This is a genomic window from Knoellia sp. B-D-2 (genome assembly GCF_057714695.1).
In genome coordinates this window covers 1,804,078-1,828,201 of the sequence record NZ_CM173189.1, presented here as the reverse complement: position 1 = coordinate 1,828,201, position 24,124 = coordinate 1,804,078, and the positions used below count along the sequence as shown (strand labels likewise).

General features: G+C 73.1%; 19 protein-coding genes. 11 read left to right on the top strand and 8 right to left on the bottom strand.

Going from position 1 to position 24,124, the window contains the following annotated elements; all coding sequences use genetic code 11:
* Positions 1-112: 112 nt before the first annotated feature.
* Positions 113-1,765: an FAD-binding dehydrogenase gene (locus AC3EU2_RS08730; RefSeq protein WP_488179315.1), complete on the bottom strand. Its 1,653-nt coding sequence runs from the start codon at positions 1,763-1,765 to the stop codon at positions 113-115.
* A 129-nt stretch (positions 1,766-1,894) separates the two neighbouring features.
* The gene (locus tag AC3EU2_RS08725) at positions 1,895-2,572 is read right to left on the bottom strand and encodes an HAD-IA family hydrolase (protein WP_488179314.1); all 678 of its coding nucleotides are present in this window, start codon (positions 2,570-2,572) and stop codon (positions 1,895-1,897) included.
* A gap of 22 nt (positions 2,573-2,594) precedes the next feature.
* Between AC3EU2_RS08725 and AC3EU2_RS08720 the strand changes: the two genes are divergently transcribed.
* Both AC3EU2_RS08720 and AC3EU2_RS08715 read left to right on the top strand, forming a co-directional pair.
* On the top strand, positions 2,595-4,763 hold the full coding sequence (locus AC3EU2_RS08720; protein WP_488179313.1) for a DUF998 domain-containing protein: 2,169 nt from the start codon (positions 2,595-2,597) through the stop codon (positions 4,761-4,763).
* 5 nt (positions 4,764-4,768) lie between these two features.
* Positions 4,769-5,164, top strand: coding sequence for a hypothetical protein (locus AC3EU2_RS08715; RefSeq protein ID WP_488179312.1), 396 nt, complete (start codon positions 4,769-4,771; stop codon positions 5,162-5,164).
* On the opposite strand, the gene AC3EU2_RS08710 is transcribed toward AC3EU2_RS08715, so the two are convergent.
* From AC3EU2_RS08710 to AC3EU2_RS08700, 3 genes are read right to left on the bottom strand one after another with little or no spacing between them, the layout of a single operon-like run.
* Entirely contained in the window at positions 5,145-6,305 is a 1,161-nt protein-coding gene (locus AC3EU2_RS08710) for an NAD(P)/FAD-dependent oxidoreductase (RefSeq protein WP_488179311.1), read from the bottom strand. The two genes, AC3EU2_RS08715 and AC3EU2_RS08710, sit on opposite strands and share 20 nt — an antisense overlap.
* Positions 6,306-6,324: 19 nt before the next feature.
* Positions 6,325-8,067, bottom strand: a complete 1,743-nt coding sequence (locus AC3EU2_RS08705; RefSeq protein WP_488179310.1) for an AMP-binding protein — start codon at positions 8,065-8,067, stop codon at positions 6,325-6,327.
* A gap of 47 nt (positions 8,068-8,114) precedes the next feature.
* Positions 8,115-9,011, bottom strand: coding sequence for a ferredoxin family protein (locus AC3EU2_RS08700; protein ID WP_488179309.1), 897 nt, complete (start codon positions 9,009-9,011; stop codon positions 8,115-8,117).
* 147 nt (positions 9,012-9,158) lie between these two features.
* On the opposite strand from AC3EU2_RS08700, the gene AC3EU2_RS08695 reads away from it, so the two are divergent.
* On the top strand, positions 9,159-9,836 hold the full coding sequence (locus tag AC3EU2_RS08695) for a hemerythrin domain-containing protein (RefSeq protein ID WP_488179307.1): 678 nt from the start codon (positions 9,159-9,161) through the stop codon (positions 9,834-9,836).
* Here the strand turns inward: AC3EU2_RS08695 and AC3EU2_RS08690 are convergent.
* Complete coding sequence (locus AC3EU2_RS08690) at positions 9,814-12,192, bottom strand: ATP-binding protein (RefSeq protein ID WP_488179306.1); 2,379 nt, start codon at positions 12,190-12,192, stop codon at positions 9,814-9,816. The two genes, AC3EU2_RS08695 and AC3EU2_RS08690, sit on opposite strands and share 23 nt — an antisense overlap.
* Before the next feature lie 164 nt (positions 12,193-12,356).
* Between AC3EU2_RS08690 and AC3EU2_RS08685 the strand changes: the two genes are divergently transcribed.
* The gene (locus tag AC3EU2_RS08685; RefSeq protein WP_488179305.1) at positions 12,357-12,818 is read left to right on the top strand and encodes a hypothetical protein; all 462 of its coding nucleotides are present in this window, start codon (positions 12,357-12,359) and stop codon (positions 12,816-12,818) included.
* On the opposite strand, the gene AC3EU2_RS08680 is transcribed toward AC3EU2_RS08685, so the two are convergent.
* On the bottom strand, positions 12,770-13,756 hold the full coding sequence (locus AC3EU2_RS08680) for a sugar-binding transcriptional regulator (RefSeq protein ID WP_488179304.1): 987 nt from the start codon (positions 13,754-13,756) through the stop codon (positions 12,770-12,772). The genes AC3EU2_RS08685 and AC3EU2_RS08680 overlap by 49 nt on opposite strands.
* 119 nt (positions 13,757-13,875) lie before the next feature.
* On the opposite strand from AC3EU2_RS08680, the gene AC3EU2_RS08675 reads away from it, so the two are divergent.
* Genes AC3EU2_RS08675 through AC3EU2_RS08650 form a run of 6 tightly spaced genes read left to right on the top strand, consistent with a single transcriptional unit; the run spans position 13,876 to position 20,706 of the window.
* Positions 13,876-15,270, top strand: coding sequence for an ABC transporter substrate-binding protein (locus AC3EU2_RS08675; RefSeq protein ID WP_488179303.1), 1,395 nt, complete (start codon positions 13,876-13,878; stop codon positions 15,268-15,270).
* A complete protein-coding gene (locus AC3EU2_RS08670) occupies positions 15,270-16,223 on the top strand; it encodes a carbohydrate ABC transporter permease (RefSeq protein ID WP_488179302.1) in 954 nt (317 codons plus the stop codon). The genes AC3EU2_RS08675 and AC3EU2_RS08670 overlap by 1 nt, the downstream gene beginning before the upstream one ends.
* Positions 16,220-17,101 (top strand): carbohydrate ABC transporter permease, encoded by an 882-nt coding sequence (locus AC3EU2_RS08665; RefSeq protein WP_488179301.1) that lies wholly within the window; start codon positions 16,220-16,222, stop codon positions 17,099-17,101. Before AC3EU2_RS08670 ends, AC3EU2_RS08665 begins: the two co-directional genes overlap by 4 nt.
* 7 nt (positions 17,102-17,108) lie before the next feature.
* Positions 17,109-18,587 carry a mannitol dehydrogenase family protein gene (locus AC3EU2_RS08660; protein ID WP_488179300.1) on the top strand — a complete coding sequence of 493 codons (1,479 nt, stop codon included), beginning with the start codon at positions 17,109-17,111 and terminating at the stop codon, positions 18,585-18,587.
* Positions 18,584-19,651: an NAD(P)-dependent alcohol dehydrogenase gene (locus tag AC3EU2_RS08655; protein WP_488179299.1), complete on the top strand. Its 1,068-nt coding sequence runs from the start codon at positions 18,584-18,586 to the stop codon at positions 19,649-19,651. The genes AC3EU2_RS08660 and AC3EU2_RS08655 overlap by 4 nt, the downstream gene beginning before the upstream one ends.
* Positions 19,651-20,706: an alcohol dehydrogenase catalytic domain-containing protein gene (locus tag AC3EU2_RS08650; RefSeq protein ID WP_488179298.1), complete on the top strand. Its 1,056-nt coding sequence runs from the start codon at positions 19,651-19,653 to the stop codon at positions 20,704-20,706. Before AC3EU2_RS08655 ends, AC3EU2_RS08650 begins: the two co-directional genes overlap by 1 nt.
* Before the next feature lies 1 nt (position 20,707).
* Here AC3EU2_RS08650 and AC3EU2_RS08645 read toward each other — a convergent pair whose 3' ends face one another.
* Positions 20,708-22,441: a hypothetical protein gene (locus AC3EU2_RS08645; protein ID WP_488179297.1), complete on the bottom strand. Its 1,734-nt coding sequence runs from the start codon at positions 22,439-22,441 to the stop codon at positions 20,708-20,710.
* Positions 22,442-22,641: 200 nt separating this feature from the next.
* Here AC3EU2_RS08645 and xylB point away from each other — a divergent pair, with 200 nt between their 5' ends.
* The gene (gene xylB, locus AC3EU2_RS08640; RefSeq protein ID WP_488179296.1) at positions 22,642-24,072 is read left to right on the top strand and encodes a xylulokinase; all 1,431 of its coding nucleotides are present in this window, start codon (positions 22,642-22,644) and stop codon (positions 24,070-24,072) included.
* The last annotated feature ends 52 nt before the right edge of the window (positions 24,073-24,124 follow it).

Genomic DNA, 24,124 nt, shown 5'->3' with positions numbered 1-24,124 from the left:
CCCCTCTCGCCCCGAGCCGGTTCAGGCCGACTGATGGCGCATTCCGGTCGCTCTGCGCGCGGGTCGACCTCCGCGCGACTGACCGGAATGCGCCATCAGTCGGGCAGGTCCGTCAGGTGACCTGGCGGGCCGCGGCGCGCCCCGCGGCCCGGCCGGAGAACAGGCACCCGCCGACGAAGGTGCCCTCGAGCGAGCGGTAGCCGTGCACCCCGCCGCCGCCGAACCCGGCGACCTCACCGGCGGCGTACAGCCCCGGCACCGGGTCGCCGGACGCACCGATGACCTGGCTGTCGAGGTTGGTCTGCAGCCCCCCGAGCGACTTGCGGGTGAGGACGTTGAGGCGGACCGCGACGAGCGGGCCCCGCTTGGGGTCGAGGACGTGGTGCGGCGGGAAGGCGCGCTTGGTCAGCCGGTCCCCGCGGTACTGGCGGGCGACGTGGATCGCCGCGACCTGCGCGTCCTTGCTGTAGCCGTTGTCGACCTGCCGGTCGCGCTCGAGGACCTGCCGCTCGATGTGGGCGAAGTCCACCGGCGCCTCCGGCGTCAGCGCGTTCATCCGGTCGACGAGCTCGCGCAGCGTGTCGGCCTGCACGAAGTCGACGCCGTGGTCGAGGAAGGCCTGCACCGACGGCTGGACCTTGGTGACCGGGCGCTTGAGCACGTCGCGGTAGCTGCGCTCGGTGAGGTCGAGGTTCTGCTCGCTGCCCGACAGCGCGAACTCCTTGCCGACGAGCGTGCGGTTGGTGATGAACCACGAGTGGTCGTGCCCGGTCGTGCGCAGATGCGTCAGCGTCCCGAGGGTGTCGAAACCGGGGAAGTTGGGCGGGGGCAGCCGGTCGCCGTTGCCGTCGAACCACAACGACGACGGGCCGGGGAGGATCCGGATGCCGTGGCTGGGCCAGACCGGGTTCCAGTTGTTGATGCCCTCGACGTAGTGCCACATGCGGTCACGGTTGATGACGGTGCCGCCGGCGGCCTCGGTGATCGCGAGCATCCGTCCGTCGACGTAGGCCGGCACACCGGTGATCATGTGCTCCGGCGCCGACCCGAGGCGGTCGGGCCAGTTGGCCCGGACGAGGTCGTGGTTGCCCCCGATCCCCCCGCTGGTGACGAGGACGCACTGGGCGCCGAACTCGAAGTCCCCGACGACGTCGCGGTTGGTGGCCACTCCCCGGGCCGAGTCGTCCTCTGCGAGAGCGGATCCGCGGACCCCGGTGACGACGCCGTCGTCGGAGACGAGCTCGTCGACGCGGTGGCGCGGGCGGTAGATGATGCGGCCGGCCGCGATGTGCGCCCTCACCCGGTCGACGAACGGCGCGACGATCCCCGTGCCGGTGCCCCAGGGGATGTGGAAGCGCGGCACCGAGTTGCCGTGGCCCCCGGCGCGGCCGTCACCGCGCTCGGCCCAGCCGACGACGGGGAAGAAGCTGATGTCGAACTGGCGCAGCCAGTCGCGCTTCTCGCCGGCCGCCCACTCGACGTAGGCGCGACCCCAGCGGCGCGGCCAGTGGTCCTCGGCACGGTCCCAGCCGGCGCTGCCCTCCCAGTCCTGCCAGGCGAGGTCGAAGGAGTCCGTGATGCCCATCCGGCGCTGCTCGGGGCTGTCGACCATGAAGAGACCGCCGAAGCTCCACCACGCCTGCCCGCCGAGGTTGGCCTCGCTCTCCTGGTCGAGCAGGACGACGGAGCGTCCGGCGTCGGCGAGCTCGTTGGCAGCGACGAGACCGGCCAGGCCGGCCCCGACGACAAGGGCGTCAGCGTCCATGCCGCGACCCTAGTGCGCGCTACCCACCGGTACCAGCCGCACCGACCCCGCGTCCCCAACTCGCCAATTCCCCCGTTGGGCACACGGCGTGTCCGTCCCCCACCGGGGAATTGGCGAGTTGGGCACGGGTCAGGGGGTGGGGTCGGTGAGGCGGGTCCAGTCGACCTCGGCGACGCTGTCGAAGACGACGTCGGCGTCCTGCGCCAGCACCTCGACCGGGGTGGTCCCGAGGACGGCGAGCAGTCCGCCGGCGCCGGCCGCGCGCCCGGACACCAGTCCCGCGGTCGCGTCCTCGACGACGAGGCAGTCTCCCGGCGACAGACCGAGGAGCGCGGCTCCCCGTTCGTAGGGTTCGGGACCGGGCTTGCCGTGGCTCACGTCGCTCGCCGTGACGAGGACCTCGGGCCGCGGGAGCCCGGACGCAGCCAGCCGGGCGGCGGCGAGGTCGCGCTCGCACGACGTCACGATCGCGTGCCTCACCCCTCTCCGCGTGAGCGACTCGAGAGCCTCGAGCGCACCGGGCAGGACGACGACGCCCTCGGTGTCGGCGACCTCGATCTCCGCGATCCGCGAGTGCGCCCGCAGCCGCTCGCCCTCGGAGCGGTCCGCCATGACGACGGCGATCGTGTTGGCGCTGGTCCGCCCGTGCGACCCCGCGAGCGCCACGGGGTCGATGCCGAACTCCTCGCTCCACGCCAGCCACGAGCGCTCGACGGCCGCCATCGAGTCGATGAGCGTCCCGTCCATGTCGAAGAGCACCCCGGCGAAGGAACGCTCGGGGAGACGTCCGGCCCGCGGTGCACCCATGTCGTCAGCCTAGGGTTGGCTCATGGCGCCACGGACCTCGGGACACGTGCGCGGCGCCCTCGTGACCGCGACGACCGCGGTCGTCGCCCTCGTCGGTGGCTGGACCTGGGCCGCGGCGCGCCAGCCCGAAGGGTTCGACCCGGTGCGCGAGTCGATCAGCGCCCTCGCGGCCACGGAGACCCCGCACCGCTGGATCATGACCGTCGCGCTGGTCGTCACCGGCCTGGCCCACATCGGGTCGGCACTCCTGCTGCCGGGGATGCGTCGGGCGGGTCGCGGGGTGCTCGGGGCGGCCGGCGTGGCGACCGTCGCCGTGGCCCTCGTCCCCCTCCCCTCCCGCTCCGACGACTCCCTCACCCACACGGTCGTGGCCGCCGCGAGCTTCCTCCTCCTCGCGCTGTGGCCGTGGTTCGCCGCCCGTCCCACGGCCACCCACCTCCTGCGCACGCCGGTCGCCCGGACCGCCTCCGTGGTCCTGGTCGCGCTCGTCGCCTCCCTCGCCGTCGGCTCCCGGGCGGGTATGCCGTTCGGTGCTCACGAGCGCGTCGTCGCCGCCCTCCTGGCCCTGTGGCCGTTCGCGACCGCGGTCACCGCGTGGTGGGCGCTCGGGCACCGGGTCGGGGGTCGGCGCGTGCGCAGCCTGCTCACCGTCGCCGCCCTCACCCTCGCCTGCGCGGCCGGAGGCATCGCGACCACGCGGCTCGCCCCGGCCACGGCGCACACGACCCACTACTCGGCGGAGGTCCAGCTCTCGATGGACCCCCGGCAGTCGACCCGGCTCGTCGCCCGGACGCTGTTCGGTGACATCGACGTCGGCTTCACCGGCCTCGCGCCGGGGATCGAGGCGACCCCCCAGGTCAAGGCGTCGATCGCCGACATCCTCAGCCGACCGGGGATCACGGTGTCGAGCCTGCAGCCCGGACCGCTCGAGCTCAACGCCGCGATCGTCACGGCAGCCCGGGACGTCGGGCTGCGCTTCGCCCTCGGCGCCCTCGTCGTCGCCGCCCTCTGGCTCGTCGTGCGGTCACTCGTCCTGCGGCGCCGGCCGCGCCGCTGGTCCTTCCTCGGGGCCGGGGTGGCCTGGGCCGTCGCCTGCGCCGCCACCGGGGTGGGGATCTGGCAGACCTACCAGCCGGAGCGGCAGCACGAGTTCACCTCGACCGGGGTCCTCGGTACGGTGCAGCGCAACCAGTCCCTCATCTCCGACGTCGAGGCCCGGTCGGCGCAGGTCACGCCGTACCTGCGCAACCTCATCGCGCTGTCGTCGGCGCTGCAGGACAAGTACTCCCCCACCGAGCTCGGCCAGCCCGCGGCCCTGCGGGTCCTGCTCGTCTCCGACCTGCACGCGGGCAACCAGTACGCCCTGATGCGGACCATCGTCGAGGAGGAGGACATCGACCTCGTCGTCGACACCGGCGACCTCGTCAACTTCGGGACGGTGGCCGAGGGGAACGCCACCGAGATGTTCACGGGCATCGCCTCCCTGCCCGTGCCCTACCTCTTCGTCCGCGGCAACCACGACGCGACGTCCGCGACGGACACGGCCATCCTCGACCGGATGGCATCGATCCCCAACGTCGTCCTCCTCCAGCGCGACGCGGAGAGCTACACGCTCGTCGAGGCCGGCGGCATCCGCATCGGCGGGTTCAACGACCCCCGCTTCTTCGGTGACGACGGGAAGCGGAGCAGCGACAAGCAGCAACCGGCCAAGCGCGCCTTCACCGCCGCGTTCGAGGACGAGGTCCCTCTGGACCTGCTCGTCTCGCACGAGCCGTGGGCCGTCCAGGACGTGCCGAGGGCCGACGTCGCCGTCAACGGCCACATGCACACCCCCGACCTCGAGGGGAACCGGATCCAGGCCGGCACCTTCACCGGCGGCGGCCCGCTCACCCACTTCGTGGGGCAGGAGGACGGCGAGGAGCTCGTCGGCCAGCCCTCCGCCTTCGACGTCCTCACCTTCGGCGAGACCTGCCGCCTGACCTCGGTGACCCGCTACCGCTACCGCAACGTCATCGAGGGGCGGCCGGCATACGACGACGTCAGCCTGCTCAACGGGACCCGCATCGACACGGTGACCGACCCGGAGCGGCAGTGCGCGCGCCCCGAGGCGGGTGCCTCACCCCTCGACTCGCTGGTCCTGCGAGAGGTCCGGGCGCAGCGCCCCGCCACGGAGTCCGCCGGGGCAGACTGAGGCCCATGGCTGACTACACCGATGCAGAACGCGACACCGTCCGCAACGCCGCCTTCGGGGCGATCGCCCTCGTGAGCAAGGCCGACCCGGGCTTCCTCTCCTCCTTCAAGGAGAGCCTCGCCGGGTCCAAGGCCCTGGCGGCGGGACCCAAGGAGATCACCGAGCTGCTGCGCTCGGGCGGCTTCCCGTCCCCGCCGACGGGCGACCCGGCCGCGCAGGAGCAGGCGGTGATGTCCGGGCTGACCGAGGCCAAGGCACTCCTCGCGGCGAAGGCCGACGGCTCGGCCGAGGCGTTCTCGGGCGTCATCCTCGAGGCCACGCAGGCGGTGGCAGACGCCTCCGACGGCGTGAGCCCGGAGGAGCAGGCGGTCATCGACAAGGTCAGGGCCGCCCTGGTCTGAGCGCGAGCGCGCCCAGCAGGCCGCCAACGAGGTGCCGGTCGATCCGGCCGTCGCCGAGGCCGATCTCGACGAGCGCGTCGAACACACGCCGGTCGCGGCCGGCGGCCCGGATCCCGGCGTCGACCACGTCCGGCGACCGGGCGAGCCGCGACGACACCCACGTGTGCCTCAGGTGGGTGCCGAGCAGACGACGCACCTCACGGCGGTGGACCGCGCCCGCGTCGACCGGTCGGCGCAGGCGCACCGCGCGAGCAGCGGTGCGCCCGGCGGCGATCCCCGTCGCGACGGCGTAGTAGATCCCCTCACCCGTCATCGGGTTGACGAGCCCGGCAGCGTCGCCGGTCAGGAGCACCGGCCCGTCGGGCTGGTCCCAGTGCCAGGTGCTGAGCGGCAGGTGGTGACCGAGCCAGCCTGTGCCCGTCGCGGCCGCGCCCGGCACGAGCGCCTCGAGCTGGTCGAGCAGCAGCCGTCGGCTCGGTGCCGCGGGCGCGCGTCCCCGGCCCGACCGGTCGCCGGGGAGCAGCTCGCCGTAGCCCACGTTGACGAGCCCGTCGCCCCGGTCGAACGCCCAGGCGTAGGAGGGCTGCCGGCGGTCGCCGTACCGGATGACCTGACGTCCCCGCCATCTCTCGGTGACCGGCGCGTAGCCCCGCAGGGCGAGGGCGCGCGGCTCCCGACGTCGGCCGAGCAGCTGCGCGCGCACGACCGAGTGGGCCCCGTCCGCCCCGATGACGACGTCGGCGTCGATCCCGTCGACGCCGAGAGGAGCGGTGCTGACAGAGGTCACCCGATGCCGGCGCAGCTCCGCGCCGGCGGCCACCGCCCGCTCGACGAGCCGCGCGTCGAGGACCGTCCGCGGGATGACGTTGACCTCCCGGTCCATCTCCCCCTCGACGCGCACCGATCCGTGCGAGAGCTCGAGCCGGCGCAGCGGCGCCCAGCCGTCGACGACGTCGGCGGCCCCGACCTCCGCCAGCGCGGTGACGACGTGAGGGGCGATGCCGTCGCCGCACGACTTGTCGCGCGGGAAGGCGCTGCGGTCGAGCAGCACCACCCGGAGCGACGGGTCCTCGGTGAGCGCTCCCAGCGCCGCGGCGGAGCCGGCCGGCCCGGCGCCGACGACCAGGACGTCAGCCCTCACGAGAGAACCCGTATGCCGGTCAGTCGCCCTTGACGATGTCGTCGCGCCACTCGTGCTCCGGCGGTTCGATGTCGCCGTGGGCGAGCTGCTCCTCGCGCCCGCGCAGCTCGACCCTGCGGATCTTGCCCGAGATCGTCTTGGGCAGCTCGCCGAACTCGAGCCGGCGCACCCGCTGCCACGGCTGCAGGTGCTCGCGGGCGTGGGCGAGGATCGAGCGCGCCGTCTCCTCGGTGGGTTCGTGGCCGGGGGCGAGCACGACGTAGGCCTTGGGCACCGCGAGGCGGAGCTCGTCGGGCGCGGGCACGATCGCGGCCTCCGCCACCGCCGGGTGCTCGATGAGCACCGACTCGAGCTCGAACGGGCTGATCTTGTAGTCGCTCGCCTTGAAGACGTCGTCGGTGCGCCCTATGTAGGTGATGTACCCCTCCGCGTCGATGCTCGCGACGTCACCCGTGTGGTAGAAACCGTCGGCCATCGCCTCCGCGTTGCGCTCCGGGTCGCCGCGGTAGCCGGTCATGAGCGGCAGTGGACGGGCAGCGAGGTCGAGGCACAGCTCTCCCTCGGCGACCCCTTCTCCTGCGTCCACGACCCGCTCGCCGGTCGCGGGGTCGACGAGGACGACCGGGACGCCCGGCAGCGGGCGGCCCATCGAGCCGGGCTTGAGCCGTGACTCGGGGGTGTTGCCGATGGCCGCGGTCATCTCGGTCTGGCCGTAGCCGTCGCGCAGCGTGAGCCCCCACGCGCGCCGGACCTGCTCGATGACCTCGGGGTTGAGCGGCTCGCCGGCACCGATCACCTCACGCAGCGCCCCCGGCCCCCCGGACAGGTCGGCGTTGATGAGCATCCGCCACACCGTCGGTGGCGCGCAGAACGACGTGACCGCGTTGTCCCGCAACACGTCCAGCAACGCGGCAGGGTCGAACCTGGTGTAGTTGTGGACGAGGATGGTCGCCTCCGCGATCCACGGGGCGAAGAAGCACGACCACGCGTGCTTGGCCCAGCCGGGGCTGGAGATGTTGAGGTGGACGTCGCCCGGCCGGAGCCCGAGCCAGAACATCGTCGAGAGGTGCCCCAGCGGGTACGACACCTGCGTGTGCTCGACGAGCTTGGGCCGGCTCGTCGTCCCCGACGTGAAGTAGAGGAGCAACGGGTCGCCCGGCGCCGTCCCGGGGTGGGGCAGCGGAGGTGCGTCGACGGCATACGCGTCGGTGAGGTCGTGCCAGCCCGGTGTGGCGCCGACGCTGATCCGGGTGATGTCGTCGACGAGCCCGGCGAACTTGCCGACCTGGGAGGCGTTCGCGATGACGTGGCGTACCGCACCACGGGCGACCCGGTCCTCGAGGTCGGCGGCCCCGGCGGCCGAGGTCGTCGGCATGATGACGGCGCCGAGCTTCATCACCGCGAGCATGCAGTCCCAGAGCTCGACCTGGTTGTCGAGCATGATGATCACGGGATCGCCCTGTGCCACACCGCGTTCCGCGAGCCACTGCCCGACGCGGTCCGACCGGTTGGCCATGGCGTCGAAGGTCAGCTCACGACTGGCACCGTCCTCCTCGATGATGACGAGGGCGTTGGCGTCGTTGCCCCGCGCGATGACGTCGAACCAGTCGACCGCCCAGTTGAAGCGGTCACCGAGGTCGGGGAACGAGAAGTCACGCACGGCCTCCTCGTGCTGCCCCCGCCACTCGAGCAGCCGGTCGCGTGCCGCCCGGTAGAGGTCGGTGGCCGGGCTGCTGGCTGCCGTGGTCGGCGCGTCGCTCATGGGGACAGCCTGCCCGCCGCAGGGCTCGCCCACCACCCCGTTGCCGGTCAGCGGGGGTCGGGGACGACCATGGTCCGGTAGGCCGTGTGCTCGCCCGGGCCCTTGCCGCACGACAGCGGCACGGGAGGCAGCGCCTCGGCCGTCACCTCGACCCACGTCGTGTCCGGCAGCGGGTCGTCGCCGATCACCTCGACGCGGGTGACGGTCTCCGAGACGACGTCGATGGTGCCGGGCCGGGCAGCGGTGATGGGCGCCGGGCCGTGCGCGGCCAGGACCGAGCCCGTGGCCGCTTGGATCGCCGGCGACCAGCGGGCGACGCCGCGCAGGTGGGTCGTGTCGACCTCGCCCGCCCGGTGGGACCGGACGACGGCGACCGCGTTGGGGAGGTCGACGGTGCCGAAGCAGGTGCCGTCGGGCATGGAGAGGAAGGTGCCGGCGAAGCGGTGGCCCCCGAGGTGGGTGCACTCCCACACCTCGTCGGGGAAGACCCGGGCCAGGGCGGCGGTGACGGGCCGCCCGCGCAGCGCGCAGCAGGCGTCCCGGGTGCCCTGGGTGCAGACGAGCAGCATCGGCTCGGCGAGCGCCTCGGAGTGGGTCAGCGGGGCGCCGAGGGCGGCGACGGCGGCGAGAAGGTCGTCGCTGGTGCGCCACGTGCCGGTGACCCAGGTCCCGTGCGCGGTGTCGACGGCATACCAGGCGGGCGCCTCGCCGGGGTCGCGACGACCGTGACGACGCACGAGCAGCGAGCGACCGTGCAGCTCCGCGCAGGCCGACTCGATGGCCCGCGCGACGGGGCCGGCGATACCCGGCGTCTCGAGGTGGTCCCTGGACCACGGGCCGGGGTGCTCGATGAGCAGCCAGCGGCGGGCGACCGGCGCCGACCCGAGCATCGGCTCGCCCCGCTCACGGAAGGCGTTGGAGCAGCGTGTCGTCTCTGGGCTCACACGTTCGATGCTACGGGTCCTCGGTCCCGGCCCACCGACGGCCGGGTCGCGGATGAGGGCCCGGTGTGGGCGCGGTGTGGGTGTGCTCCGTGGGCCGCCGTCACGAGGCTGGTGGGACTCCCCGCACCCGAGCCGACAGGACTCCTCATGAGCACCACCGCCTTCAGCACCACCCCCACCACGGACCGGCCCTGGGTCCACGAGATGGTCATCGTTCACCGCGCCTTCCGGCGGGAGTTCCGGCTCCTGCCCCCGCTGCTGCGCGCGGTCTCCGACGGCGACCGTCCCCGGGCCGACGTGCTCGCAGGGGCCCTGCGCCTCGTCCTCGGTGGCCTGCACCACCACCACACCGGGGAGGACGACATCCTCTGGCCCGCCCTGCTCGAGCGGGCCGCACCCTCGACCGGCCTCGTGGAGACCATGCAGGCCCAGCACGAGGCCGTCGAGCGGCACGTCGACCGGCTCGGTCCGCTGCTCGAGGCGTGGGAGTCGGCTCCGACCCGGGCGGGCGCAGCCGGGCTCGCCGACGTGGTCGACCAGCTCGCCGACGCCCTCTGCGAGCACCTCGACGTCGAGGAGCGCGAGGTCCTCCCCCTCGTGCTCCGACACCTCACCGTGCAGGAGTGGAACTCCCTGGGCGCGCACGGCATCGAGGAGATGGACCAGTCGTCACTGCCGATCGTCTTCGGCGCGATCCTCGAGGAGTGCACCCCGGCCGAGCGGCGGGCCATGCTCGCGAGGCAGCCCCTGCCGGTGCGGATGCTGCTGCGGACGGTCGGTGCGGTCCAGTACCGCCGCTACGTCAGGCGGGTGCGCGGCTCGTGACGTCCGCGACGACCCGCGCGGCCAGCGCGGCGACCTCCGCGGGCGTCGCCGAGCGCCCGGCCTCCCACGCCGCGACGAACTCGTTCCCGGGAAGGGCGTCACGGGCCACCGCGAGGCCGGCGTCCGCGGTCTCTCGGGACGGAGGGAACTGCGGGTCCACGGCGGTCGAGGCGCCCAGCGTCGCCGCGGCCCCGAACAGCGTGGCGGCGGCGACCGGGAGACCGGCCCGGGCGGCCACCCCCGCGAGGGCCGGGACGGCATATCCGATGGTCCAGCTCAGCCGCAGCGGCCAGGCCACCTCGAGCGACTCCCCGAGGAGGGACGCGGCGCCCCGGTCGTCGCCGACCGCCTCCCGGAGCGTGGCCATGGTGTTGAGCGTCGTGGCGACGGCGAACTCGTTGCCGAGGGCCCGAGCCTCGGCGAGCGACGCCTCGAGGAGGGCTCCCGCGGTGCTGACGTCCCCGCCCACCATGGCCGCCTGACCCAGCCCGATGCGGGCGTGCAGGCGCATCCAGCGCCGTCCCGCGTCGTCCGCCAGCCGCAGGTCGCCGTCCAGCAGGCGCCGTCCCTCCTCGAGGTCCCCGGCGAAGACCGCGGCCAGACCGGCGAGGACGCTGACCTCGCCGAGGAGCACGGGGTCACCGACCCGACCGGCCAGCGGCAGCGCGAGCCCTGCCTCCTGCCGCATGCCGGCCACGTCGCCGATGACGAGGAGCAGTCCCATCCGCCCGACGGCCCGGTGCACCAGCGCCTCGTCGGACCCCGCGCCCTCGAGCCGGTCGAGCCAGCCGAGCCCTTCGCGGGCGTGGCCGCGCAGGGCGAGGTGAAGCCACAGCGACCCGGCCAGCTCGGCGGCCTCGGCCGTCCGGTCGAGCTCGAGCAGGCGCAGGAAGGCCGAGCGCAGGTTCGCATGGTCGGCCTCGAGCCGGTCGAGGACGGGTCTGGTGTCGCCGCCCCAGAGCCGGCGGTGCGCGGCCACCGCGACGCGGTGGAAGTGCTGTGCGTGGGCGCCCGACGTCTCGGCCGAGAGCCCGGTCGCCCGGGCCCGCACGGCCGCATACTGGCGCACCGGCTCGAGCAGCCGGAAGCGCGCGACGCCGTCGGGGGTGGCCACGGGCACGACGAGCGACTGCTGGACGAGCGAGGTCAGCGCCGGGAGCACGTCGTCCGCGTGCCCGTCCTCGGCCGACGCGCCGACGATCGCCTCGACCGAGTCGAGCGAGAAGCCGCCCGAGAAGACCGCGAGCCGGGCCAGCAGTCGCGCCTCCTCGGGCTCGAGCAGCTCGGCGCTCCAGTCGAGGACGGCGGTCATCGTCCGCTGGCGGGCCGGCAGGTCCCGAGGGCCGGCGAGGCCGGCGTCGGGTCCTCGCTCCTGCAGCCGGGTGAGGAGGGCCTCGGGGGGCAGCACCCGGGCCCCGGCGGCGGCCAGCTCGAGGGCCAGCGGCAGGCCGTCGAGCAGTCGGGCGATCGCCGCGAGCGCGGGCGCGGCGGCCGGAACGTCCACCCGGGCGCCAGCCGCCGTGGCGCGGTCGACGAGGAGGGCCACCGCCGGCGAGGCGAGCACCGTCGCCGGCTCGTCGTCGTGCGGGAGGGCGAGGGGGCCGAGCGGGACCTCGCGCTCGGCCCGGACCCGCAGCGGCGCCCGGCTCGTGGCGAGGACGGTCAGCCCGGCCGCTCCGGCCACGAGGTCGGCCACCCGGGGGGCGGCCGAGAGCACCTGCTCGAGGTTGTCCAGCACGAGGAGGACCCGCCGGCCGGCCAGGTGCCCGACGACCCGGTCGAGGAGGTCCGTGGCGGTCGTGGTGCCCTCGGCGACGCCGAGTGCCGCGGCGATGCGAGGCAGCACGAGCGCGGGCTCACGGACCGCCGCGAGGTCGACGACCGTGGCGCCCCCGCCGAACTCGCCGGCGAGGCGCTGCATCACCTCGGTCGCGAGCCGTGTCTTGCCGACCCCACCGGGACCGGTGAGGGTGACGAGCCGCCCCTCCCCGGAGGAGAGCAGGTCGAGGAGAGCGTCCACGTCGTCGTCCCGGCCGATGAGCGGCGCGCCAGGGGCCGGGGGCGTCGGCGGCGGCGCCGCGGCTCCGGTGCCCGGGTGCGGCGCCCCGCCCGGCGAGGAGGGCCCGGTGGCTGCGGCGACGAGCCGGGCCCGGTCGGCCGCGTCGAGGCCGAGGCCGTCGGTCAGCGACCGGACGGTGTGCGGGTACGGGCGGCGGCGCTCCCCCCGCTCGAGCGCACCGATCGCCTTGGCCGTGAGGCCGGACCGCTCCGCGAGCTCCTCCTGGGTCAGCGAACGGGACTGCCGGAGGGCCCGCAGCACGGACGCGAAGTCCCCCGGTCCGGACGCCGCCTCCATGCGCCAGACGCTAGCCCGTCGGACAAGGCCCGACGCCGGGTTCGCCCAACACCCGCCGGGCGGTGTGGGGGCTGTGTGGACGTGCTGTGGGTGGGACGGCGGCCGCCGCGGCACGACGGTGGGAGCGACGGCACCTCGGCCGTCCGAGACGAAGGGACTCCACCATGACGACCAGGACCACGGCCGCGAGCATGACGGCGACCACCGGACGGCCCACGGACCGCGTTCTCCCACAAGCGCGTCGCACCCGGACCTCCGGCCGACACCAGTGCGGGGTGCTCGTCGCCGCGTTCACCCTCTCCGTCGTGCACACCGTCCACAGCTGGACCCAGGGCATCGACGACCCGAGCTTCACCGTCGACTCCCCCCTCGCGTGGGCGTTCTACGCCGTCGCGTTCGGGATGGCCGCCCTCGTCCGCCGGCCCCAGCGGTGGGCCCAGCTCACCGTGCTCGCGTTCCTCGCCCTGGTACTGGCCGTCGCCGTCCTGGTGTACCCGACGATGTTCGGGCCGGAGCAGCAGACCGTGTTCGGCTGGTTCGAGAACGACGCGTACGTCGGCCTGCTCGTCGTCGCGGCCTACCTCGGCATGCTGCGCCTCCGGGGCGTGGAGCTCGGCCGCGGCTGAGGCCCCGCGGCCAGGAGCGCGTCGGCGGTCTCGCTCGTCGTGACGAGCGAATGGACGAGTCCGCCCCGCACCGCGGCGGTGATCGCCTCGACCTTCGCGACGCCGTGCGCGATCGCGATGACGTGGCGTATGCCGCGCAGCTGGCTACCGGTGAGCCCGATGATGCGGGCGGTGAGCGGGGTGTCGACGACGGCACCGTCCGCGTCGAAGAAGACGCCGGCGGCCTCGCCGACCGCGCCGGCCTCCGACACCGCGGCGCGCTCGGCCACGCTGAGGACCTCGTGGACGGTCGACGTGCCCGGCGCCCACGCGCCCAGGCCGATGACGGACAGCGTGACGTCGGCGACGTGGTCCAGGGCGACGCGCACCGGGGGCTGGCGTCGCATCACCTCGGCGCTGGCGGCGTCGTCGAGGACCAGCGGCGAGTAGAAGACGTGCCGGTCGCCACCGGCGATGAGGGCGGCCCGCCGGACGACGTCGACCGAGCTGCTGTCCTCGCCCGGCGTCACCATCGCGCCACTGAGCTGGACGACCGGGACCTTCGGGAGGTGCTCGAGGGCGCCCACCATCCTGCTCACCGAACGGCTCCACGGGAGCCCGACGACGTCCTCGTCGGTGACGACCTCGGTGAGGAGGGCGGCCGCGGCGGCGGACACCGCGGGACCGGCCTGCGGCCCGGACCCCGGGACGACGACGCAGTGGCGCAGGCCGAGAGCCTCGCCGAGGCGCACGGACCGGTGGGTGTCGATCCCCTGCGGCGACACGATCTCGATGGTGACCATGCCGCTCTCGCGCGCCGCCTCGAGGAGACGCGCCACCTTGAACCGGCTGATCCCGAGGGAGGCGGCGAGGTCGACCTTGGACTCGCCGTCGATGAGGTGACGACGAGCGACCTCCGCGGCGAGGACGGCCTCGCCGGGATCGAGGGGTTCAGGCACGCGCGCACCCTGCGCCGTGCCGCGACCGGTTGACAATGTGACCTGGGTCATACAGTCTCATTCGTGCAGCATACGCGCTCATATGAGCACCCATGCCACAGCGGCGAAGGAGGGCGACGATGCCCGGGACGACACGGCACACCTCGATCCGGGGACGACGACGCGGACGGTGGACCGCGCTCGCCACGGCCGGCGCCCTGAGCGTCGGGCTCGGCGGCTGCGCGGGATGGGGAGGTGGCGGCATCGGCGGCGGGGGCCCGAACTCGATCGACGTGCTCATGGTCAACAACCCGCAGATGGTCGACCTCCAGCAGCTCACGGCCGAGCACTTCACCGCCGACACCGGGATCCGGGTCAACTTCACCGTCCTGCCCGAGAACGACGTGCGCGACAAGATCAGCCAGGAGTTCTCGAGCCAGTCCGGCCAGTACGACGTCGCCTCCCTCTCCAACTTCGAGATCCCCATCTACGCCAAGGCCAAGTGGATCGCGCCGATGGACGACTACATCGCGCAGGACCCCGAGTTCGACCAGGACGACATCCTGGCGCCGATGACGACCTCGCTCTCCAGCGAGGGCAAGATCTACGGCCAGCCGTTCTACGGCGAGTCCTCCTTCCTCATGTACCGCAAGGACGTCCTCGACGCCAAGGGCGTGACGATGCCCGCGAAGCCCACGTGGCAGGAGGTCGCCGACATCGCCGCGAAGGTCGACGGCGCCGAGCCCGGGATGAACGGGATCTGCCTGCGCGGTCAGCCCGGCTGGGGACAGGTCTTCGCCCCGCTGTCGACGGTCGTCAACACGTTCGGGGGCACGTGGTTCGAGGAGGACTGGACGCCCCGGGTCAACGCGCCCGAGTTCACCGAGGCGGTCCAGTTCTACGTCGACCTCGTCCGGGCGCACGGCCAGAACGGCGCGCCGCAGGCCGGCTTCACCGAGTGCCTCAACAACCTCATCCAGGGCAACGTCGCCATGTGGTACGACGCGACGTCGGCCGCCGGGTCGCTCGAGGCCGACGACTCCCCGAACAAGGGCAAGTTCGGCTACGCCCCGGCCCCGGTCGTCAAGACCGACTCGTCCGGGTGGCTCTACGCCTGGTCGTGGAGCATCCAGCAGGCGAGCACCAAGAAGGACAATGCCTGGAAGTTCATCTCGTGGGCGTCGGGCAAGGGGTACGAGGAGCTCGTCGGCGAGGAGATCGGCTGGACCAGCGTCCCGGCCGGGAAGCGCGCGTCGACCTACGAGAACGAGGACTACCTGGCCGTGGCGTCGGCGTTCGCCGAGCCGACGCGGCAGGCCATCGAGGCGGCCGACCCGACGAACCCCGGCGTGCAGCCCCGACCGGCGATCGGGATCCAGTTCGTCGACATCCCCGAGTTCCCGGACCTCGGGACCCAGGTGAGCCAGGACGTCAGCTCGGCCATCGCCGGGCAGACCACGGTCAAGGAGGCGCTCGACCGAGGCCAGGAGCTGGCCGAGGACGTCGCCGAGCGCTACCAGACGAGGAGCAAGTGATGGCATCCGACACCGTCGCCGACGCGCCGGCCAAGCGCCCTCCCGGCGAGGACCCCGCGCGCAGCACCCGCCTGGCCAAGGCCGGTGACTGGTCGCGCCGGGCGCCGCTGCTCCCCGCGCTGATCTTCGTCATCGTCCTCACCCAGCTGCCGTTCCTCGCGACCCTCGTCGTGTCGTTCATGAACTGGAACGCCTACTACCCCGAGGAGCGCGGCTTCGCGGGGTTCGACAACTTCGCCCGGGTCTTCACCGACAGCAACACACGCAACGCCGTCGTCGTGACGATCATGCTCACGGTGCTCGTCGTCGGCATCAGCCTCGTGCTCGGGATGCTCATCGCGCTCCTGCTCGACCGCAAGTTCCTGGGCCGGGGCATCGTGCGGACGCTGATGATCACGCCGTTCCTCATCGTGCCGGTCGCGGCGGCCCTGCTGTGGAAGCACGCGCTCTACAACCCCGAGTACGGCCTGCTCAACGGCACGCTCAAGGCGATCTTCGGCGAGGACGCGCCCCAGCCCGACTGGATCAGCAACAACCCGCTCATCTCGATCGTCGCGGCGCTCGTCTGGCAGTGGACGCCGTTCATGATGCTCATCCTGCTCGCCGGCCTGCAGTCCCGCCCTCTCGACGTCGTCGAGGCCGCCCGCATCGACGGCGCCAGCGCGTGGCAGATCTTCCGGACGATGACGCTGCCGCACATGCGCCAGTACATCGAGCTGAGCGGCCTGCTCGGCGCGATCTACGTCGTCCAGAACTTCGACCACGTCTTCACCATCACCTCGGGTGGCCTCGGCACGGCGAACCTGCCGTACTTCATCTACCAGACCTTCTACACCGCCCAGGACTACGGGCGAGCCTCTGCCGCAGGCGTCGTCGTCGTCATCGGCACCATCATCATCGCGACCGCCGCACTGCGGACCGCGTTCAGCCTCTTCAAGGAGGAATCTCGATGAGCACCACCGCCGAGACCCGGCGCGCGACCGCCGAGACCCGCGAGCCGCAGGCGATCAACCACCACAAGAGCCCGAAGAGCCACATCCTGCTCACGCTCGCCGCGTGGCTGTGCGGGCTGCTCTTCGCCCTCCCCGTGGTGTGGATGATCGTCACGTCCTTCCACAAGGAGGAGGACGCGGCGACGAACCCGCCGAGCCTGTTCGCCCCGCTCAGCCTCGACGGCTACCGCTCGTTCTTCGACGCCGGCCCGTGGCCGCCGCTGCTCAACTCGCTCACCGCGAGCGTGCTGTCGACGATCCTCGTCCTGCTGCTGGCGTTCCCCGCGGCCTACGCGCTGTCGATTCGACCGGTGAAGGCGTGGACCGACGTCCTCTTCTTCTTCCTGTCGACCAAGATGCTGCCGATCGTCGCCGGCATCCTGCCGATCTACCTCTTCGCCCAGAAGGCGAACCTGCTCGACAACATCTGGCTGCTCATCATCCTCTACACGTCGATGAACCTGCCGATCGCCGTGTGGATGCTGCGCTCCTTCCTCGCGGAGGTGCCCGTGGAGATGCTCGAGGCGGCGCAGGTCGACGGTGCCTCGCTGACGATGACGCTGCGCAAGGTCATCGCGCCGGTCGTCATGCCAGGCATCGCCGCCGCCGCGCTCATCTGCTTCATCTTCAGCTGGAACGAGCTCCTCCTGGCGCGAGTCCTCACCGGGACCGTTGCCGGAACGGCCCCGGTGTTCTTGACTGGGTTCGTGACCAGCCAGGGGCTCTTCCTCGCCAAGGTGTGCGCGGCGTCGTTCGTCGTCTCGCTGCCGGTGCTCGCCGCCGGGTTCGCGGCGCAGGACAAGCTCGTCCAGGGCCTCTCCATGGGTGCGGTCAAGTGAGGCGGCGGTGGTGAAGCTCAGCCAGGACACCCTCGGCGACCTGCCCGCTGAGGTGGCGCGGCCGGCATACGACCGCTCGTCGGTCACCCCCGGCATCGTCCACTTCGGGGTCGGGGGGTTCCACCGGGCGCACGAGGCGATGTACGTCGACGCCCTCATGAACGAGGGCACGGCGCTGGACTGGGGCATCGTCGGGGTCGGGCTCATGCCGGGCGACTCCCGGATGCGCGACGCCATGGCCGCCCAGGACAACCTCTTCACGCTCGTCGTCAAGCAGCCCGATGGGCGCCTCGAGCCGCGGGTCATCGGGTCCATGATCGGCTACCTCTTCGCCCCCGACGACCCGCAGGCGGTCCTCGACCGGCTCGTCGACCCCGCCACGCGGATCGTGTCGCTCACCGTCACCGAGGGCGGCTACCACGTCAACCAGGTCACCGGTGAGTTCGACGCGAGCGACCCCGTCCTCCAGGCCGACCTCGACGCCGAGGGACTGCCGCGGAGCATGTTCGGCTTCGTCACCGAGGCCGCGCGCCTGCGCCGGGAGGCCGGCACCGACCCATTCACGGTGATGTCCTGCGACAACCTCCCCGGCAACGGCGACGTCGCGAAGAAGATGATCGTCGCCTTCGCCCGGCTCAGGGACCCCGAGCTCGGCGACTGGGTGGAGGGCCACGTCGCCTTCCCCAGCTGCATGGTCGACCGGATCACCCCGGTGACCTCGCCGGAGGACGTCGCAGCCCTCGCCGACCGGTTCGGTGTGCAGGACGCGTGGCCAGTGGTGTGCGAGCCGTTCACGCAGTGGGTGCTCGAGGACCACTTCCCCTCCGGCCGGCCGCCGTTCGAGGACGTCGGGGTCCAGGTCGTCGACGACGTCGTCCCCTACGAGCTGATGAAGCTGCGGCTGCTCAACGCGAGCCACCAGGCCCTCTGCTACCTCGGGTACCTGTCGGGGTACCGCTACGCCCACGAGGTCGCCCAGGACCCGCTGTTCGCCGAGTTCCTGCTCGGCTACATGGCGGAGGAGGGCTCGCCGACGCTGCCCGAGGTGCCCGGGGTGGACCTTGGCGTGTACCGCCGACAGCTCATCGAGCGCTTCGCCAACCCCGAGGTGCGCGACACGCTGGCCCGGCTGTGCGCCGAGAGCTCCGACCGCATCCCCAAGTGGCTCGTCCCGGTCATCCGGCACAACCTCGGGACGGGCGGGGGCTTCGAACGCTCGGCGCTCGTCGTGGCGTCCTGGGCGCGTTACGCCGAGGGCGTCGACGAGGCCGGTGAGCCCATCGAGGTCGTCGACCGGCACAAGGACAAGGTCATGGCGGCGGCGCTCCGCCACGAGGAGGACGAGCTCGCCTTCCTGCGCGACCGCGACTTCTTCGGTGACCTCGTCGACAGCGAGCCGTTCACCACGGCCTACACCGCGTTCCTGAGGTCGTTGCACGACAACGGCGCTCGGGTCACCCTCGAGGACCTGGAGTCCAATCGATGACGTCCACCACCGCCCCCGCCACGATGCGGACGGCCGTCCTCACCGAGCCGGGGGCGATCACGGTCGAGTCCCGACCCGTGCCCGTGCCCGCCCCCGACGAGGTGCTCATCGAGGTGCGCTCGGTCGGCGTCTGCGGCTCCGACACCCACTACTTCGACCACGGCCGGATCGGCGACCACGTTGTCACCGGACCGCTCGTGCTCGGCCACGAGAGCGCGGGTGTCATCGTCGCCGTCGGGTCTGGCGTCCACCCGGGGCGAGTGGGCGAGCGGGTGGCGATCGAGCCGGGCGTGCCCTGCCGGTCGTGCGCCCAGTGCCTCGCCGGTCACTACAACCTCTGTCCCGACATGGTCTTCCACGCGACCCCTCCCGTGGACGGGACGCTCGCGGAGTACGTCACGCACCTGGCGTCGTTCGCGTTCACGCTGCCGGACTCCGTGTCCTTCGACGAGGGCGCGATGCTCGAGCCGCTCTCGGTGGGCATCTGGGCGTGCCGTCGGGCCGCCGTCGGGCCGGGGGTGCGGGTGCTCGTCACCGGCGCCGGGCCGGTGGGACAGCTCGCCGCGCAGACCGCGATCGCGTTCGGCGCCACCGAGGTGGTCGTAGCAGACGTCAACGCGCACCGGCTGTCCGTGGCCACCTCCCTGGGCGCGACCGAGGTCGTCGACGTCTCGTCGACGTCGCTCGCCGACGCGTATGCCGGCCGGCCGGGTCCCGACGTCGTGCTCGAGTGCTCCGGGCACGAGGGCTCCACCCAGGCCGCCATCCGCGTCGCCGCCCCGGCCGGGCGCGTGGTCCTCATCGGCATGGGTGGCGACACCCTGGCCCTGCCCCTCGGTGACGTCCAGAACCGTGAGCTGTGGGTGACGGGAGTCTTCCGCTACGCCAACACGTGGCCGACGGCGATCGACCTCGTCGCCTCGGGTCGCGTCCGGCTCGAACCCCTGGCCACGGGCCACTTCCTCCTGGACGACACGGCTGCGGCCCTCACGGCTGCTCGCACCGACCCCGAGGCGATCAAGTCGATCATCCACCCCGCGGGCCGGGAGCCGGGAGAGCGCTGATGCCGGAGTCGATGGCGGCCGTGCGCCTCCCCGGGGACAGCACGGTCGAGCACGTGAGGGTCGACGTCCCGACGCCGGGGCCGGGGCAGGTGCTCCTGCGGATGCGTGCCTCCGGCATCTGCGGCAGCGACATCCGCGCGATCTACCGCGAGCACCTCGGCCACGGCGCCGAGGCCTACCAGGGTGTCGTCGCCGGGCACGAGCCCTGCGGTGACGTCGTCGCGCTCGGTCCGGGAGTGGCGGCGCTCGAGGTCGGCCAGGGTGTCGCGGTCTACCACATCACCGGCTGCGGCTCCTGTGCCGAGTGCCGGATCGGCTACCCCATCGGCTGCACCTCACCGACCCGGGCGGCCCACGGGTGGCAGCGCGACGGCGGGCACGCGGAGCACATGGTGGCCGAGGCGGTGTCGTGCCTCCCCCTCCCCGACGGGGTGACCCACGTCGACGGTGCGCTCGTCACGTGCGGGTTCGGGACGGCATACGAGGGTCTGCTGCGTGGCGAGGTGAGCGGTCGGGACCGGCTGCTCGTCACCGGCCTCGGCCCGGTCGGTCTCGCCGCGGCGATGCTCGGCCGGCACCTCGGCGCCTCGACGGTCATCGGTCTGGAGCCCAACGCCGACCGTGCGGCCATGGCGCGCGACCTCGACCTCGTCGACGTCGTCGTCACCGACCCGGCCGACCTCGCGGACGCCGTGGGCGACGCGACCGGCGGTCGGGGCTGCGAGGTGAGCCTCGACTGCAGCGGCAACGCCGGTGCCCGCGTCGCCGCCCTGACCCACACGGCCGCGCGCGGACGATGCGTCATGGTGGGCGAGGGCGGCCGGATCGACTTCGCGGTGTCGGACCTGCTCATCCACAAGCAGGTGGCGCTGCACGGGTCGTGGGTGACCTCGCTCGGTCACATGGCCGAGCTGCTCGACCTGCTCGCCCGCTGGGGCGAGCATCCCGAGCGGATCGTCACCCACCGGTTCGCGCTGGCCGAGGCCGAGGACGCGTATGCCGTCGCGGCCGCAGGCGCTTCCGGCAAGGTCGTCATCACCTGGGACGACGCGTGACTCAGGGTGCTCCCGGTCGACGGATCGCGTCCGCGGCCCAGTCGTCGGTGTCGGTGTAGGTGCGGGCGTTGCCGGCGAGGACCGCCGAGGTCCGGTGCACGGCGCGCGCTCCGGCATCGAGGCTGCGCTCACCCTTGCCGAGCTGGTCGTTCAGGGCCGTGGCCAGCGTCGTCGCCGACGGGACCTCACCGAAGCTGCTCGCCGAGACGGTGACCCCACCGACGAGGTTGGCCGCTCCGGCGAGGGGACGGGCCGCGGTGTCGAAGTCGGTCGCGGCGGCGCGCAGAGACTCCGGTGAGACCTCGATGTCCTCGCTGAGCCCCAGGGCCTCGAGGGACGTCCTCGTCATGTACGGGTTGGCCCAGAGGTCGTCGTCGTCGGACCCGTCCGGCCCGTACGCGTCCGCACCCGACTCGTAGGTGGCGACGATCTCCCCGTCGAGCTCGATGATCCCCTCGGACATGGAGGGCAGCTCGTAGGCGTCGCCGCGGTCGCCGTTGCCCGGTTGGTCGTCTTGGCGGTCCTGCGTGATGAGGCGGCCCGCCCTGTCACGCCCGAGCGAGGTGCTGAAGACGTACTCGCCGTCGCGCACGACGACGCCCTGGGCCTGGGGCGGTGTGTGCACGTAGCCGGCACCGCCGCCGAAGCTCGTGTCCTGGGTCCACCCGCCGTGGCCGTCCGGGGTGTAGCGGTAGAGCCGGCCGTCGTCGTCGGCCCCGTCGTAGGCGTTGCCCCCGCCTCCGATGTCACCCACGTGCGTGCCGACGTAGAGCGCCCCGTCCTTGACCGTGCCGTACGCCCCGGCCCCGTCGGGGAGCTGTGTGGGCGGGCCGATCGGCGCGACCGTGCCCCCGCCGTTCCTGAGGTCCGAGGTGAGGTAGGTGAACACGTGCGACGGGTTGCCGCTCGACGTGATGTAGGTGTACCTGCCGTCGGACGCCACCCCACCGGCGTGGTCGGGGGTCGGGAGGTCGACGTCGTCGCCCGCGGAGTCCTGGCCGGTCCAGCCCCCGAGCTCGACGTCGACCATCTCCTTGCCGGTGCTCGGGTCCACCATGGACAGGGTCGAGGGCTGGTCGCCGTCCTGGGAGTAGCTGGTCTGGATGATCCACCCGGTGTCCGGGTCGATGCCCAGGCCCTGAGGGGTGAGACCACGGGTGTCACCGCTGAGCCCGAGGTTGGGGATCAGCGGTCCCAGTCCGCCGCCGTGCTCCTTGAGCCAGTCCGCGGTCTTGTCCATCCCGTTCGCGAGCCACTCCAGGGTGTCGGCGTCGAGCTCGTCGCGGTCGATCTCCTCGCCTGCCGCGAAGGCGGCGACCGTCGACAGGCGCGCGTTGTAGGTCGCGGACACGGACACGAGCCGGGCGTGGACCAGCAGGCCGAGGAGCTGCTCGACGACGATGTGGAGTCCCGACGGGCGGTCCCGCCAGTGGCCGATGGCCGTGGTGGCGCGGCCCTCCATCGCGTCGTACGCGGTGGCCCCGGTGGTGAGTGCGGTCTGCAGGCGCCCGAGGGCGAAGCGGTTGACCTGGATGCCCTGGCTGACCCCGGCGGTGCGGACGCGGTAGCCGGCGGAGGCCGCGCTCGTCCACGTCGGCCGGTCGGCGGCCTCGTCGACGCGCGTCGCCGACTCCTCGACCTTCTTGATCGCGTCCCCGACCGTGTCCGCCTGCCCCCGCACGGTCGACGAGCTGCCCGAGACGAGAGTGGCGTACAGGACCTCCGGATCGACCATCAGCGCTCCCTCCCTCAGTGCGGCCACGGGCAGCGGCCGAGCCTCGCTCCTGAGGATCCAAGCACGGATCGGCCCGCCGGTCTGTGGGGAGCACTCCCCGTCGGGCGTCGGGCGTCGGGGGGGAGCGCCCGGAGCGGGTCGGCCCGGCGCAGCCCTCGCGTGCCCGTGCGCCGTGACCTCCGTTCGGCAAGGATGCAGGTATGGCCATCCAGCGCGAGCAGCTCGTCGCGGGCGTCGACTCGTCCACCCAGTCCTGCAAGGTCGTCGTGTGCGACGCCGGCACCGGCGAGGTCGTGCGCCAGGGACGGGCGTCCCACCCCGACGGCACCGAGGTCCACCCGAGCGAGTGGTGGACCGCCTACCAGGCGGCGACCGCCGACGGGCTGCTGGACGGGGTCTCGGCGATCGCGGTCGGTGGGCAGCAGCACGGCATGGTCACCCTCGACGACGCGGACGAGGTCGTCCGCCCGGCGCTGCTGTGGAACGACACCCGCTCGGCGCAGGACGCGTCGGACCTCATCGACGAGCTCGGTGGCGCGCAGCGGTGGGCCGCCGAGGTCGGCGTCGTCCCCGTGGCGTCGTTCACCGTGACCAAGCTGCGGTGGCTCCGCCGCTGCGAGCCCGAGTCCCTGGAGCGCACGCGCACCTGCGTGCTCCCCCATGACTGGCTGACCGGCCAGATCCTCAAGCAGGACGGCGGGTTCGACGGATGGACCACCGACCGGGGCGATGCCTCCGGCACGGGCTACTGGTCCGCCGGGTCGGGTGACTACCTGCCCGACGTGCTCGACCTCGCCATCGGGCGTCAGGTCGGGCTGCCGCGCGTGCTCGGCCCGACCGAGGCCGCCGGCCGCACCGGGACCGGCCTCGTCGTCGCGCCCGGGACCGGCGACAACATGGGAGCCGCGCTGGGGCTGGGGCTGCGCCCCGGCGACGCGGTGATCTCGCTCGGGACGAGTGGCACCGCCTTCGCCCGGCACGACGCGGCGATTGCGGACGCCAGTGGCGCCGTCGCGTCGTTCGCCGACGCGACCGGGGGCTTCCTCCCCCTGCTCGCCACCCTCAACGCCGCCCGGGTGCTGACCGCGGGTGCCTCGATCCTCGGTGTCGAGCTCGCCGAGCTCGACCGGCTGGCGCTCGCCGCCGAACCCGGCGCCGGCGGGCTGTCCCTCCTCCCCTACCTCGACGGCGAGCGGACACCCAACCTGCCGACCGCCACGGGCACGCTCTCGGGTCTCACCCGCACCAACGCCACCCCCGAGAACCTCGCCCGGGCCGTGGTCGAGGGGATGCTCACCAACCTTGCCGAGGCGCTGGACGCCCTGCGCGGGCAGGGGGTCCGCGTCGAGCGGGTCCTGCTCATCGGCGGCGCCTCCGCCTCTGCCGCGGTGCGGTCCGTCGCCGCCGACCTCTTCGGGGCGCAGGTCCACGTGCCCGCGTCCGGTGAGTACGTCGCTCTCGGTGCGGCCCGCCAGGCCGCCGCCACCCTCCTCGGCACCGACCTGCCCCAGTGGGAGGTCCGGACCGATGCCGTCCTCGAGCCGGACGCGGCGGCCGGCGAGCGGACGAGCGAGATCCGCGGCCGCTACGCCGACCTGCGCGGGCTCCTGCACGACCGCCCCGGCGCCTGACCCGCGGCCGGCGCCCACGAGTCGGGGCCTGCTCGACGAGTCGGGGCGTCTG

Coding starts and splice junctions, on each gene's coding strand:
- AC3EU2_RS08730 (WP_488179315.1), bottom strand. CDS start 1,765: ATGGACGCTGACGCCCTTGTCGTCGGGGCCGGCCTGGCCGGTCTCGTC.
- AC3EU2_RS08725 (WP_488179314.1), bottom strand. CDS start 2,572: ATGGGTGCACCGCGGGCCGGACGTCTCCCCGAGCGTTCCTTCGCCGGG.
- AC3EU2_RS08720 (WP_488179313.1), top strand. CDS start 2,595: ATGGCGCCACGGACCTCGGGACACGTGCGCGGCGCCCTCGTGACCGCG.
- AC3EU2_RS08715 (WP_488179312.1), top strand. CDS start 4,769: ATGGCTGACTACACCGATGCAGAACGCGACACCGTCCGCAACGCCGCC.
- AC3EU2_RS08705 (WP_488179310.1), bottom strand. CDS start 8,067: ATGAGCGACGCGCCGACCACGGCAGCCAGCAGCCCGGCCACCGACCTC.
- AC3EU2_RS08695 (WP_488179307.1), top strand. CDS start 9,159: ATGAGCACCACCGCCTTCAGCACCACCCCCACCACGGACCGGCCCTGG.
- AC3EU2_RS08690 (WP_488179306.1), bottom strand. CDS start 12,192: ATGGAGGCGGCGTCCGGACCGGGGGACTTCGCGTCCGTGCTGCGGGCC.
- AC3EU2_RS08685 (WP_488179305.1), top strand. CDS start 12,357: ATGACGACCAGGACCACGGCCGCGAGCATGACGGCGACCACCGGACGG.
- AC3EU2_RS08675 (WP_488179303.1), top strand. CDS start 13,876: ATGCCCGGGACGACACGGCACACCTCGATCCGGGGACGACGACGCGGA.
- AC3EU2_RS08670 (WP_488179302.1), top strand. CDS start 15,270: ATGGCATCCGACACCGTCGCCGACGCGCCGGCCAAGCGCCCTCCCGGC.
- AC3EU2_RS08665 (WP_488179301.1), top strand. CDS start 16,220: ATGAGCACCACCGCCGAGACCCGGCGCGCGACCGCCGAGACCCGCGAG.
- AC3EU2_RS08655 (WP_488179299.1), top strand. CDS start 18,584: ATGACGTCCACCACCGCCCCCGCCACGATGCGGACGGCCGTCCTCACC.
- AC3EU2_RS08650 (WP_488179298.1), top strand. CDS start 19,651: ATGCCGGAGTCGATGGCGGCCGTGCGCCTCCCCGGGGACAGCACGGTC.
- AC3EU2_RS08645 (WP_488179297.1), bottom strand. CDS start 22,441: ATGGTCGATCCGGAGGTCCTGTACGCCACTCTCGTCTCGGGCAGCTCG.
- xylB (WP_488179296.1), top strand. CDS start 22,642: ATGGCCATCCAGCGCGAGCAGCTCGTCGCGGGCGTCGACTCGTCCACC.